This is a genomic window from Variovorax sp. P1_H12_2 (assembly GCF_056405335.1).
In genome coordinates this window covers 1-12533 of sequence record NZ_JBFUCI010000167.1, presented here as the reverse complement: position 1 = coordinate 12533, position 12533 = coordinate 1, and the positions used below count along the sequence as shown (strand labels likewise).

The 12533-nt window shown below is 66.9% G+C and carries 15 protein-coding genes and 1 pseudogene; 10 read left to right on the top strand and 6 right to left on the bottom strand.

The window, feature by feature from the left end:
* Positions 1–284, bottom strand: a pseudogene (locus tag AC1D2K_RS17690) (NAD(P)(+) transhydrogenase (Re/Si-specific) subunit alpha); the annotation flags it as partial.
* 153 nt (positions 285–437) lie between these two features.
* Between AC1D2K_RS17690 and AC1D2K_RS17685 the strand changes: the two are divergent.
* Genes AC1D2K_RS17685 through AC1D2K_RS17675 form a run of 3 tightly spaced genes read left to right on the top strand, consistent with a single transcriptional unit; the run spans position 438 to position 2634 of the window.
* Entirely contained in the window at positions 438–1166 is a 729-nt protein-coding gene (locus AC1D2K_RS17685; protein WP_478090138.1) for a response regulator transcription factor, read from the top strand.
* Positions 1163–2167, top strand: coding sequence for a PAS domain-containing protein (locus AC1D2K_RS17680; RefSeq protein ID WP_478090137.1), 1005 nt, complete (start codon positions 1163–1165; stop codon positions 2165–2167). The genes AC1D2K_RS17685 and AC1D2K_RS17680 overlap by 4 nt, the downstream gene beginning before the upstream one ends.
* 2 nt (positions 2168–2169) lie before the next feature.
* Positions 2170–2634: an NUDIX hydrolase gene (locus AC1D2K_RS17675; protein ID WP_478090136.1), complete on the top strand. Its 465-nt coding sequence runs from the start codon at positions 2170–2172 to the stop codon at positions 2632–2634.
* On the opposite strand, the gene mnmA is transcribed toward AC1D2K_RS17675, so the two are convergent.
* Both mnmA and AC1D2K_RS17665 read right to left on the bottom strand, forming a co-directional pair.
* Complete coding sequence (gene mnmA, locus AC1D2K_RS17670; RefSeq protein ID WP_478090135.1) at positions 2631–3740, bottom strand: tRNA 2-thiouridine(34) synthase MnmA; 1110 nt, start codon at positions 3738–3740, stop codon at positions 2631–2633. The two genes, AC1D2K_RS17675 and mnmA, sit on opposite strands and share 4 nt — an antisense overlap.
* A gap of 50 nt (positions 3741–3790) precedes the next feature.
* A complete protein-coding gene (locus AC1D2K_RS17665; protein WP_478090134.1) occupies positions 3791–4786 on the bottom strand; it encodes an LLM class flavin-dependent oxidoreductase in 996 nt (331 codons plus the stop codon).
* A gap of 76 nt (positions 4787–4862) precedes the next feature.
* Between AC1D2K_RS17665 and AC1D2K_RS17660 the strand changes: the two genes are divergently transcribed.
* Positions 4863–6413, top strand: a complete 1551-nt coding sequence (locus AC1D2K_RS17660) for a phospholipase D-like domain-containing protein (RefSeq protein WP_478090133.1) — start codon at positions 4863–4865, stop codon at positions 6411–6413.
* A 10-nt stretch (positions 6414–6423) separates the two neighbouring features.
* Here the strand turns inward: AC1D2K_RS17660 and AC1D2K_RS17655 are convergent, their stop codons facing one another.
* The 3 genes from AC1D2K_RS17655 to AC1D2K_RS17645 are packed head-to-tail and all read right to left on the bottom strand — an operon-like array spanning position 6424 to position 8531.
* Entirely contained in the window at positions 6424–6801 is a 378-nt protein-coding gene (locus tag AC1D2K_RS17655; protein ID WP_478090132.1) for an SHOCT domain-containing protein, read from the bottom strand.
* A gap of 48 nt (positions 6802–6849) precedes the next feature.
* Positions 6850–7074, bottom strand: coding sequence for a LapA family protein (locus AC1D2K_RS17650; protein ID WP_478090131.1), 225 nt, complete (start codon positions 7072–7074; stop codon positions 6850–6852).
* Positions 7075–7100: 26 nt separating this feature from the next.
* On the bottom strand, positions 7101–8531 hold the full coding sequence (locus tag AC1D2K_RS17645) for a basic amino acid/polyamine antiporter (RefSeq protein ID WP_478090130.1): 1431 nt from the start codon (positions 8529–8531) through the stop codon (positions 7101–7103).
* 184 nt (positions 8532–8715) lie between these two features.
* Here AC1D2K_RS17645 and AC1D2K_RS17640 point away from each other — a divergent pair, with 184 nt between their 5' ends.
* The 6 genes from AC1D2K_RS17640 to AC1D2K_RS17615 all read left to right on the top strand — a co-directional run.
* Positions 8716–8844, top strand: coding sequence for a hypothetical protein (locus AC1D2K_RS17640; RefSeq protein WP_478090129.1), 129 nt, complete (start codon positions 8716–8718; stop codon positions 8842–8844).
* A 96-nt stretch (positions 8845–8940) separates the two neighbouring features.
* A complete protein-coding gene (locus AC1D2K_RS17635; RefSeq protein ID WP_478090128.1) occupies positions 8941–9126 on the top strand; it encodes a hypothetical protein in 186 nt (61 codons plus the stop codon).
* Between the two features lie 246 nt (positions 9127–9372).
* The gene (locus AC1D2K_RS17630; protein ID WP_478090127.1) at positions 9373–9834 is read left to right on the top strand and encodes a bacteriohemerythrin; all 462 of its coding nucleotides are present in this window, start codon (positions 9373–9375) and stop codon (positions 9832–9834) included.
* Between the two features lie 24 nt (positions 9835–9858).
* Positions 9859–11178: a Rieske 2Fe-2S domain-containing protein gene (locus AC1D2K_RS17625; RefSeq protein ID WP_478090126.1), complete on the top strand. Its 1320-nt coding sequence runs from the start codon at positions 9859–9861 to the stop codon at positions 11176–11178.
* Between the two features lie 5 nt (positions 11179–11183).
* The gene (locus AC1D2K_RS17620) at positions 11184–12173 is read left to right on the top strand and encodes a substrate-binding domain-containing protein (protein ID WP_442282924.1); all 990 of its coding nucleotides are present in this window, start codon (positions 11184–11186) and stop codon (positions 12171–12173) included.
* A gap of 23 nt (positions 12174–12196) precedes the next feature.
* Positions 12197–12533, top strand: a 337-nt coding sequence (locus tag AC1D2K_RS17615) for a Bug family tripartite tricarboxylate transporter substrate binding protein (protein WP_478090125.1), incomplete at its 3' end; no start/stop codon positions are given.

Genomic DNA, 12533 nt, shown 5'->3' with positions numbered 1-12533 from the left:
GGGTTGAGCATGCCGATGACCACCGTGCCCGGCTTCATCAGCGCGCTCTCGCGCTCGTCCGGCGTGCGCACCTTGAGCACGATCTCGGCGCCGAASGCCCCCGCCGCATCCGTGATCTCCGCCCCCGCGGCCTGGTACGCCGCATCGGTCACGCTCGCAGCCACGCCCGCGCCCGCCTGCACACGCACCACRTGGCCCTGCGCCACGAGCTTCTTCGCGGTCTCCGGGGTCACGGCAACTCGGGTTTCGCCTGGCACAGTCTCGGCCGGCACGCCTATCAGCATGGACTTCTCCTCAGGGCAGCATTGGAATTCGCGCCGAGCTTACCCGAAGACGCCGCCAGGACCTTGTCCCGCGCGCGCCCCTCTGTACACTGTCGCGGGGCGACCGGTACGCAGAAGCCGGCGTCTCAGGACAACGAAAAACAGGGGGATGGAATGCGAATCGCGGCGCTCGATGACGAGGCGTATCAGCTCGAACTGATTCGCCACACCGTGGAGGTCATTGGCCACGAATGCCATGGCTACAGCGACGGCAAGTCGCTGCTGCGCGACCTTCATCGCGAAACCTACGACCTGCTGATCCTCGACTGGGGCCTGCCCGACATCGAGGGACCGAAGGTGGTCCGGTGGATCCGCGAGGACCTGAACAGCTCGCTGCCCATTCTCTTCGTCACCAACCGGCGAGAGGAAAAAGACCTGGTCGAAGGACTGGCGGCCGGCGCCGACGACTTCATGACCAAGCCGATCCGGGTGCCCGAGCTGCAGGCCCGCGTGCGCGCGCTGCTGCGCCGCGCCTATCCGGCACGGCACGAAAGCCAGCTCGCCTTCCGCGGCTACCGCTTCCATCCCGCGACGCGCACCCTGCGGATCGACGGCCGGCTGGTGGAACTCAGCCGGCGCGAGTACGAGCTCGCGCTGTTCCTGTTCCAGAACCTCGGCCGCCTGCTGTCGCGCGAACATCTGCGCGAGGCGGTCTGGGGCATCGGCGCCGAGACGCCCTCGCGCTCGCTCGACACCCACATCTCCCGTCTCAGGCTGAAGCTCGAGCTGCAGCCTTCGAACGGTTTCCTGCTGTCCGCCATCTATGGCCTGGGCTACCGGCTGGAGCCGCTCGAGAGCGACCAGTTCGCGCCGCTCTACCCCTCGGCCGACACGCCGGAATGAAACGGCACGCCCACAAGGCGCGCAGCCTGGACCATTGGCCCGATGCCGCCCTGATGCTCGACCGGCAAGGGCGCGTGACGATCGCCAACCCGGCGGCGCTTCGCCATTGGCAGTGCAGCGGCGAGCAGTTGCGGGGCCAGGACGCGGACCGGCTGCTGCGCGGGCTTCGCTGGTGCAGCACCGGTGCGCCGATGCTGCCCCGGGCTGCGCTGCGCGGAAGCCCGCAACCGGTCGTCGGCGAAGGCGAGGACGACGAGGGCCGCGGCCTGCTGCTGCGCTGTCTGCCGCTGTTCGACAACGGCGCGGGACACCGCGGCTGGCTGGTCGTGCTGATCGACATCACGTCGATGCGGCAGGCCGAACGGCAGCGCGACGAGGCGCTGCGCTTCCTTTCGCACGATGCGCGCGAATCGGGCGCGACGATCCAGACCCTGCTCGACCTGGCGCGCCAGCGGCCCGAGGCCTTCGCGGACGGCTCGCTGCTGCCGAGCATCGAACGCGAGGCGCAGGCCGGCCTCGAGCGCTCCGACCGCTTCGTGGCCCTGGCGCGGGCCCAGGTCCGGCCCTTGCGGATCGAGCCGCTCGACCTGGTGGCGCTGCTGCGGCTGGTCATCGATGCGGCCTGGACCCTGGCCGCCCCCAAGCGCGTCCGGATCCTGTTGCCGCCGGTGCCCGACGAAGCGCCCTGCCTGGCCGACCGCGGCCTGCTCACGCGCGCCCTGGACGCCATGGTGGACCATGCGCTGCGACGCGCGCCACCGGGCTCTGCGCTGCATTGCGGCGTCGCCGCGGACGGCACGCAGTGGCGCATCTCGCTGCGCGAGCCCGGGGCCGGCGCTCCGGTCCAGCTACAGTCGCGGCTGGTCCGCTCCGTGGCGCAGCGCCATGGCGGCACGATGGAGGTCGACCACGCAGCCGATGCCGGCTGCACCGTCACGCTGGTGCTGCCGAGGCCGTCCGCGGCCGAGCGCGCGACACCGGCGTCCGATACGGAGTCCTGAAAATGGCACAACGCTGGAAACCCAACGTCACGGTGGCCGCCGTGATCGAGCGGCAGGGCCGCTACCTTCTTGTCGAGGAAGAGACCGCCGATGGGCTCAGGCTGAACACCCCGGCCGGCCATCTCGACCCCGGCGAGTCGCCCGCCGAAGGCTGCGTGCGCGAAACCCTGGAGGAAACCGCGCACCGCTTCACGCCCACCGCCGTGGTCGGCATCTACCTGGCCCGCACCCGGCAGCCCAAGGACATCACCTACCTGCGTTTTGCCTTCACCGGCACGCTGGGCGACTTCGAGCCTGCGCGCCCGCTCGACCACGGCATCGTGCGCACGCTGTGGATGACGGTCGATGAAATCCGCGCCAGCACGGCGCGGCATCGCAGCCCCCTGCTGCTGCAATGCGTGGAAGACCATCTGGCCGGGAAGCGCTATCCCCTGGAACTGGTGCGGGTCGATCCTTCGATCGGCTAAGGCGTGTTCGAGATCACGCCGCCGCCGAGGCACACCTCGCCGTCGTACAGCACGGCCGACTGTCCCGGCGTCACCGCCCACTGGGCTTCATCGAAATCGAGGCGGAAGGCGACGTTGGGGCCCTCGCCCAGCCGGCAGGGAGCATCCGCCTGGCGGTAGCGCGACTTCGCCGCCAGGGCGCCGGCGGTCGGCGCGCTGCCCGCGACCCAGCTCGCGTCGTCGGCCAAAAGCGTCCGCGACAGCAGCCAGGGATGGTCGTGCCCCTGCACCACCCACAGCGTGTTGCTGGCCATGTCCTTGCGCGCCACGAACCACGGTRCATGGTCGCCGGCGCCGCGCTGCGCGCCCCGGGCCTTGATGCCGCCGATGCCGAGCCCCTGGCGCTGGCCCAGCGTGTAGAAGCTCAGGCCCTGGTGTTCGCCGATCTGGCGGCCGCGCTCGTCGCGGATCGGGCCCGGCTCCTTCGAGATGTAGCGGTTGAGGAACTCGCGGAACGGCCGCTCGCCGATGAAGCAGATGCCGGTCGAGTCCTTCTTTTTCGCGTTCGGCAGGCCGATCTCGTCGGCGATCCGGCGCACCTCGGTCTTGTGCAGCTCGCCGACCGGGAACAGCGTCTTCGACAACTGCGGCTGGTTCAGCCGGTGCAGGAAGTAGCTCTGGTCCTTGGCCGGGTCGAGCCCCTTGAGCAACTCATGCCGGCCCGTCGCTGCGTTGAGCCGCACACGTGCATAGTGACCGGTGGCGATCTTCTCGGCGCCGAGGCGCATCGCGTGGTCGAGGAAAGCCTTGAACTTGATCTCGGCGTTGCACAGCACGTCGGGGTTGGGCGTGCGGCCGGCCTGGTACTCGCGCAGGAACTCCGCGAACACGCGGTCCTTGTAGTCGGCCGCGAAGTTGACGTGCTCGATCTCGATGCCCAGCACGTCGGCCACGCTGGCGGCGTCGATGAAGTCGATGTTCGACGAGCAGTACTCGCTGTCGTCATCGTCTTCCCAGTTCTTCATGAAGATGCCGACCACCTCGTGGCCTTGCTGCTTCAGCAGGTGCGCCGTGACCGCGGAATCGACTCCGCCGCTCAGGCCCACCACGATGCGCTGTTTGTCCATAGGGCTGGGATTGTCCCAGCATGGGCGACCCGGTGCCCGCAGCGGGGCAATCAGGCCGCGGCGGCCCGATGTCGCAAGCCGGCCAGCAGCTCGTAGGACCGCAGCCGTGCTTGGTGGTCGAACACCTGGGAGGTGATCATCAGTTCGTCCGCGCCGGTGCGCTCGATGAAGGCCTGGATGCCCGCGCGAACGGTGTCTACAGAGCCCACCGCCGAGCACGACAGCACCGAATCGAGCAGGGCATTCTCGGCCGGACCGACCTTGCCCCGGTAGCCCGCCACCGGCGGCGGCAACCGGCCCGGCCGGCCGCTGCGCAGGTTCACGAAGGCCTGCTGCCAGGAAGTGGCGCGGAACTCGGCTTCCTCGTCGGTGTCGGCCGCGAACACATTGAAGCCCAGCATCACGTAGGGCTTGGCCAGCTGGGCCGAGGGCTTGAAGGTCTCGCGGTAGATGCGGATCGCCTGCATCAGCTGCTGCGGCGCGAAATGCGAGGCGAAGGCGTAGGGCAGGCCCAGGTGGGCCGCGAGCTGGGCGCCGAAGGTGCTCGAGCCCAGGATCCACACCGGGACCTCGAGCCCCATGCCCGGCACCGCGCGCACCGGCTGCCGCGGCGCCTTCGACATGAAGTCCATCAGCTCGACCACGTCCTGCGGAAACTGGTCGGCGTCGGACTGCAGGTCGCGCCGCAGCGCCTGCGCGGTGCGCTGGTCAGAGCCCGGCGCGCGGCCGAGGCCGAGGTCGATGCGGCCCGGGTAGAGCGACTCCAGCGTGCCGAACTGCTCGGCGATCACCAGCGGCGAATGGTTGGGCAGCATCACGCCGCCGGCGCCGATGCGGATGGTCGAGGTGCCGGCGCCGATGTGGGCCAGCAGCACCGCGGTCGCGGCGCTCGCGATGCCCGGCATGCCATGGTGCTCGGCCAGCCAGTAGCGGCGGTAGCCCAGCTTCTCGCCGTGCTGCGCCAGCGACAGCGAGTTGCGGAAGGACTGGGCCGCATCGCTGCCCTCGGTGATGGGCGAAAGATCGAGGATCGAAAACGGAATCATGCCGCTATCTTGGCCTGGATCGCGCGCTTTCAAGCGGCGAAGGGATATTTGCACGGCAACGGGTAGGCTCGCGGCCATGGCACTGCGCATCTTCAAACTCTGGGCGATCATCCTGACGCTGGCGCTGGGCGCTTGCGGCTCGTTGCCCGTCAACGTGCAACGGCCGCTCTCGCACAGCCTGCAGGCCTCGAGCGCGAAAAGCCCGCTCGCGCAGCTTGCCGCCACGCAGCTCCCGGCCGGCGCCCCGTCGGGCTTCCGCCTGCTGCCGCTGGGCTCCTACGGCCTCGATGCCCGCCTGGCACTGATCGGGCGCGCCACCCAGACGCTGGATCTGCAGGTCTACATCATGGAGAACGACGCCTCCGGACGCGCGGTGTTCGGCGCGCTGCGCGATGCCGCCGAGCGCGGCGTGCGCGTGCGGCTGCTGCTCGACGACTTCAACAGCGCGAGCGCCGAAGCGCTGCTGCAGGCGCTCTCCGGCGTGCCGAACTTCGAGATCCGGCTGTTCAATCCCTTCTGTTGCGCGCGCGGCAGCCTGCCCGGCCGGCTCGCGAGCTCGCTGGGCGATCTGGCCCGGCTCGACCGCCGGATGCACAACAAGCTGCTGATCGCCGACGGCGCACTGGCGATCGTCGGCGGCCGCAACATCGCGGACGAATACTTCGGCCGCAACCCGACCGCGAACTTCATCGATCTCGATGCCATCGCTGCCGGACTCGTCGTGCCGCAACTGGGCGTGCTCTTCGATCGCTACTGGAACAGCGACGAGTCCTTCCCCGCGGCGTCGCTGGCCGGCTCGCCGGGCCCGGGGACCACGCTGGCGCAGCTGCTGCCGGCGAATGCGGCGCAGATCGATCTCGCGCTGCCCTCGAAGGACCTCCTGGGCCATGAACCCGTCGGCGTGCAGCTCGCGGCCAATCGTCTGACCCTGGTGCCCGGCCTCGCGTACGCGGTGGCAGATCGCCCCTCCAAGCGGCAGCTGCCACCGGAAGAACTCGAGTCCAGCAGCCTGATGACGGGTGYCGTGAGCCAGATGCTCGGCACGCGCTCGGAGCTCKTCGTGAGTTCGCCCTACCTGGTGCCTGGCAAGCGCGGCATGGAGGTGCTGCGCAGCCTGGAGCACAAGGGCGTCGACATGACGCTCGTGACCAATTCGCTGCCCGCGAGCGATTCGGCGCTGGTCTACTTCGGCTACGCGCGCTATCGGACGCGGATCGTGCGGGCCGGTGTCAAGCTGTACGAGATCAGCGCCACCCCCTCGCCCGGCAGCAAGCCGATGTTCGGCGGCGGCTCGTCACGCGGCCGCCTGCATGCCAAGCTGGCCGTCATCGATCAACAAACCGTGCTGCTGGGTTCTCTCAACCTCGATCCGCGCTCGGCGCGCCGCAACACCGAGCTGGGCGTCGCCGTCGACAGCCCCGCGCTGGCGCAAGAAGCGCTGCGCGTCGTGGCGGCGATGAAGACCGAGGCTTATCGGGTGCAGCTGGACCCGCACGAGGGGACGCTGTCCTGGGTGCCTCCGAGCGAAAACGACGACCAGGCAGTGGACGAAGAGCCGGGCGTCTCGCCGTTCACTGCGCTGCAGCGGCTGCTGCTGCAGCCGCTGGTGCCCGAGGATCTGCTCTAGGCTTGCTCGCTCAGGACAGTGCCTTGGCCTTGAGCTTCGCGAACTCTTCCTGATTGATGGTGCCGGCATCGAGCAGCGCCTTGGCTTCGGCAATGTGTTCGGCCGGCGACTTGCCGGCCACTTCGCGGATGTAGGCGTCGGTGTCGGACTTGGCGCGCTGCAGGCTGGCGCGCTGCCGCTCCGCCATGCCGCGGCCCCGGGTGACGATGTAGATGATCGCCGTCAGGCCCGGGATGACGACAAGCCCGATGATCCACAGCACCTTGGTCCCGCCGCCCAGCTCCGAATCGCGGAACAGATCGCCGATGATCTGGAACAGGATGAGCAGGTAGACGATGAGGACGAAGGTCGACAGCAGGAGTTGGATCAGGTCCCAAAAATTGCTCATACAGGTCTTTCTAGTTTGTTGGAAATTGAAGTATGAAGGCATTCGCCCTCAGGGCCGCCGCGTCGCGCCGCGCGCCAATGATCGCAGCAGTCCCAGCACGAAGCCACCCGTGAGCATACCCAGGACATAGATCAGCAGCACCAGCACCGAGACCGGCAGACTGATGCTCATCGAGAACAGCGAGACGGTCACCGACTCCAGGTTCTGGATCTTGAACAGCACGACGATGCCGGCCAGGATCACGATCAGCGCGATGTAGAGGTAGCGTTGCATGGGACTCTCCTTGTCTGATGTCTGCACTACACCGCGATCGCGCCGGACACCAGCGCCCACAGCGCGCCCAGCGCAGCGGCCACGAGCACGCCGAAGACAACCATCTCGGGCCCGGTGAAGATCCGCTCCTTCTGTTCGCGCCGGGCGAGGAAATAGAGAAAGGTGCCCGGTGCATAGAGGATCGCCGAGAGCAGCAGGAACTTCGGCCCGCCCGCATACAGCATGCCCGCGGCATAGACCGTCGCGATCGCGCCGCGCACCCCGTCGCCGGTACGGCTCCCACCGTCGCGCTCGTAGGTCTTGCCGGTCCATGCGAGCTTGAGTCCGTAGGCGGCGACCAGCAGATAGGGGATGAGCGTCATCGAGCTCGTCATCTTCAGCGCCAGCGTGAAGGCGTACTCGGCGAACCAGGTCACGAGCAGGAAGAGCTGGATCACGATGTTGGTCAGCCACAGCGCAGCGGCCGGCACCTGGTTGGCATTCTCGCGGGCGAGAAAGCTCGGCATGGTGCTGTTCTTGGCCGCCGAATGCAGGACCTCGGCGGCGAGCAGCGACCACGACAGGTAGTTGCCGAGGATCGAGATCAGCAGGCCGACGCTGATGAAGACCAGGCCCCAGGGGCCGACGATGGAGGCCATCACGCCGGCCATCGCGGGCGTCGGCAGCGCCTGCAAGTCCGGGCGCAGCAGCACGCCGTACGAGAACATCGTGACCATGATGAGCAGGCACAGCACACCGAGGAAGCCCAGCACCGTGGCCGTGCCGACGTCCTCCCGGTTCTTCGCGTGGCGCGAATAGACGCTGGCGCCTTCGATGCCGACGAACACGAACACGGTCACCAGCATCGTGTTGCGGACCTGGCCCGCCAGGCTCGACAGGCTGCGCTCTTCACCGCCCCAGAAGTTCCAGGCGAAGATGTCGGCCTTGAAACCGGCGACCGCGACCACCAGGAAGACGGCGATCGGCACGATCTTGGCGACGGTGGCGATGGTGTTCAGTGTCGCCGCCTCCTTGACGCCGCGCAGCACCAGCACGTGCACGCCCCACAGGATCACCGAGGCGGAGAGGATCGCCACGGCGGTCGAGCCGTCGCCGAAGACCGGGAAGAACTGGCCCAGCGTCGCCTTGATCAGCACCAGGCAGGCGACATCGGCCAGGCAGCAGCCGATCCAGTAGCCCACGGCCGACGCGAAGCCCAGGTAGTTGCCGAAGCCGGCCTTGGCATAGGCATAGATGCCGGTGTCGAGGTCGGGCCGGCGCCGCGACAGGGTCTGGAACACCAGTGCGAGCATCAGCATGCCGGTGCCGGCGATGGCCCACGCGATCAGCGCGCCGAAGCCGCCGGTCGAACGGCCAAAGGCCGAGGGCAGCGCGAAGATGCCCGAACCGATCATGGACCCGACCACCAGCGCGATGAGGGCGCCGCGCGACAGCTTCTGGTCTTGCGAATTGCTCATGCCGGGTCCGTGTGGGCGGATGGAAGTGCCGGCACATCCCACAGTTTTATTGTTCTCATCGATTCTTTTGGTCCGTTCTCACGCCTGGGCCCCATCCATGGATGGTTTTTCCGCGGCCGAGCATCGATGGCGCACCGTTCTTTGTCAAGGGCGACCACTAGCGTTGCGCGCGGCGCGTTCGAACGTGCAACTGACGATCGACACGCTGCGCAGCGGCAGCCCGATCCTCTCGGACCTCGAGAAGAAGGGTCAGATCAAGATCGTCGGGTCGATGTACGACCTGTCGAACGGCGTCGTGACTTTCGCGGGCTAGCGGCGCAGGGCGGCCGCGGGCGCCATCGGCGGCACGGTGGCCGGCGCCGAGATCGCGAACCGGGCCGCCCAGTCGATGCCCGGACAGGAGGTCTTCGTGCGCATCGACAACGGCGTGCTGGTCGAGGTGACCCAGCCCGTCGTGCCCGGCCTGCGCGTGGGCCAGCGCGTCTTCATCCAGGGCAACGGCCACCAGGCACGGGTCGTTCCGCAGCAATCAAGTGACGCGACGCCCGCCGAGTCGAGCGGCGGGCGTGCGCCCCATCGCGCTACCGACCGTTGAAAGACTCGCCGAGCCCGTGGTCCGCGGGCTTGCCGGGCCGCTTGTCGTCCGGCTTCGACCTGCGCCTCGCTGAATCTCGCGCCACACCAGACCACCAAGCGGACGCGACAAATCGTTAGTCGGCTAATCATACTAGGGAAAACACCAAGGCGACGGGATTGCGAAGGAAAGGGCGACCACCCTAAAATACTTAGGCACCTAACGAAATGGCGCCCACGAATCCGAGGGCAACCGCTGCTCCCCCACATGAACTCCACGATCTCTCCACCACTCGCCTGGTCAGACTCGCTGCTGCTTGGGCACATCGGCATCGATGAGGAGCACGAGGTGCTCGCCGAGTTCATCGGCCGCATGCAATGCGCGCGTGACGAAGACCTGGCACTTGCGCTCGACGAAGTGTTGGCGCACGCCACGATGCATTTCGCAGCAGAGAACGCATTGATGCTGGACACGGCTTTTCCTCCGCGCGATTGCCACATCAAAGAGCATGAAGCCGTGCTCTCGAGTCTGAGCGGCGTCAAGAGGCGCCTGGCCGATGGCGACGTCGAGGTCGCCCGCCGCTTGGCCGACGAACTGGCGTCCTGGTTCCCCGCGCATGTCCAGCATCTCGATTCCGCCCTGTCCCATTGGCTCTGCAAGCTGCGATACGGCGCCAAGCCGTTGGTGCTGCGCATGGGCCGAAAGTCCACGGCCGAATCGGCCAGCTAGTTCAACCACTATGAGAAGTCGACGATGATGACTCCCGAAGAAAACGATCTGCTCTGCCGTGTCGAGGGCCGAGCCCCGATGGGCCAGTTGATGCGCCGCCACTGGACGCCCGTCTGCCTGCAGGAGGAGGTCGGGGAACCGGATGGCACGCCGGTGAAGGCACGCGTGTTCGGAGAAGACCTGGTCGTGTTTCGCGACAGCGACGGCCGCGTCGGCGTGATGGACGAACGCTGTCCGCATCGACGTGCATCTCTGGTGTACGGCCGCAATGAGGAGGGCGGCCTGCGCTGCCTCTACCACGGCTGGAAGATGGACATCGACGGCAATGTCCTCGAGATGGCTTCGGAGCCGGCAGCCAGTGGCATGGCAGAGAAGGTCAAGCACACGGCCTACCCGGTGAAGGAATGGGGGGGCATGGTATGGGCCTACATGGGCCCGAAAGAGACCATGCCGTCTTTCGAGCCGCCGGCCTGGGCCCCGACCGCAGACACACGGGTGAGCATCGCCAAGGTTCTCTTGCCGTGCAACTGGGCACAGATTCTCGAAGGCGCCATCGACTCGGCCCACAGTTCGAGTCTTCACTCGTCCGACATGGTTCCCGCGCGCGTCGATAGCGCCAAGGCCACCGAGAAGACCTGGCTGCGTCCATCCACCGACAAGGCGCCGCGCATGCAGGTACAGCGCACCGGCTACGGCTTTCGCTATGCCGCGCTGCGTCGACCCCTCACCAACGCCGCGGCCAATGACTATGTGCGTTCGACGGTCTTCGTCGCCCCCGCGACCGCCCTGATACCGCCCAACAACCTCTACAACGTTGCCAACATCAACGTTCCGATGGACGACACGAGCACGGCGTTCTATTTCATCGCCTGGGGTCACCCTGCACAGACACCGGAGACGGCCACCTGGCGCAAGTTCCTGCGCCAGACGGTAGGCATCGACCTCGACGAAAGCTACCGTCCGCTGCGCAGCGAGGAAAACAAGTTCTGGCAGGACCGCAACGCCATGAAGGCGGGCAACTTCACAGGCATCACCGGCTTCCCCAATCAGGATGTCGCGATGTGGCTGACCATGGGCCCCATTGCCGACCGCACCCATGACCGTCTGGGCGCGAGCGATCTCGCGATTGTCGAGTTCCGCAAGCAGATGCTCGAGGCAGTGCGCGCCTTCGAGCAAGGTGCTCCTGCGATCGGCACGGGAGCCGAAGCGGCCACGCCCACCGTCTGTGCATTTCAGGCCATCGTCCCCAAGACCACCGACTGGCGCAGCTACGAAGCACGCTACATCTGGCAGGACGGGTTGGAGAAGCCCGAACTCGAACCGTCCTATTCCGTGAAGGGGTGATTTTGATGAGCAAGCTTCAACTCTCCGTCGCGATGGGCGACTACGACCGCACCCGTGCTCTTTATGACGGCCGAGTCCAGATCGACGGTGTCGATCCTGTGTACATGCTCCTCAATCCCGAGGAAATGTTCTTCCGTGCAATGCGGAGCGTCGATTTCGACATCACGGAGCTCTCGTTCTCCAGCTATCTCGTCAAGCACTCGAGGGGCGAATGTCCCTACATCGCGCTGCCGGTCTTCCTGTCGCGGGCGTTTCGCCATACCTCTATCTATGTTCGCAAGGACCGCATTCGCGAACCTGCGGATCTGAAGGGCAAGCGCATCGGCCTGCCTGAATACCAGCTCACGGCCAACGTATGGGCGCGTGCAATCTTGCAGGACGACTACGGCATTCATCCCGCTGATGTGACATGGGTCCGCGGCGGCATCGAGACCCCCGGGCGTCCCGAAAAGATCAAGCTGCAGCTGCCTGGCGACATTCGCATCGAACAGGCTCCGGAAGGCGCAACGATTTCGCAGATGCTCGACCGGGGCGAGATCGACGGTTTCATGGCGCCGCGTCCGCCCAGCCGGGCAGCGCTCGAGAACCCGAACATCGGATGGCTCTTCGACGATCCAACAGCCGTGGCCAAGGACTACTACAAGCGCACCGGCGTCTTTCCCATCATGCACGTGGCGGCGATCCGCAAGGAGCTGGCGGCGAAACACCCCTGGCTGCCCGCCGCGGTCGTCAAGGCCTTCACGCAGTCCAAGGCCGCGGCGCTGCAGCTGCTCTCGGACACTTCGGCCACCAAGGTCACGCTGCCGTTCGTCGAGGAGCAGCTACAGGCGGCACGCGAGACGATGGGTGAGGATTTCTGGTCCTACGGCGTGGCTGCGGCCAGCCGAACGCTGGAGACATTCGTTCGAAGCCATCACGAGCAAGGCCTTTCGTCCAGGCTGGTGCCGGTGAGCGAACTCTTCCACCCGGCGACCTACGAGACCTACAGCATTTGAAACCAGCACCAGAGACAAGCGCCATGAACCGAAGAACCACTGCCTGGTCCCTCCTGGCCTGCACCGCCTGTTTCGCCATCGGACCGATGGCGCATGCGCAGACCTACCCCAGTCACCCGATCAAGCTGGTCGTTCCCTACTCGGCGGGAGGCTTGCCCGATACCGTGGCGCGTGTGCTCTCCCGACCGCTTGGAGACGCGTTGGGGCAGTCGGTCTTCGTCGAGAACAAGCCGGGCGCTGGTGGCGCTGTCGCTGCCGCCACGCTGATGCAGGCACCGGCCGACGGCTATACGCTGCTGGTGACCGATGGCCCGATGCTGTCGATCACGCCGCTTCTGACCAAGAAGATGAGCTACGACG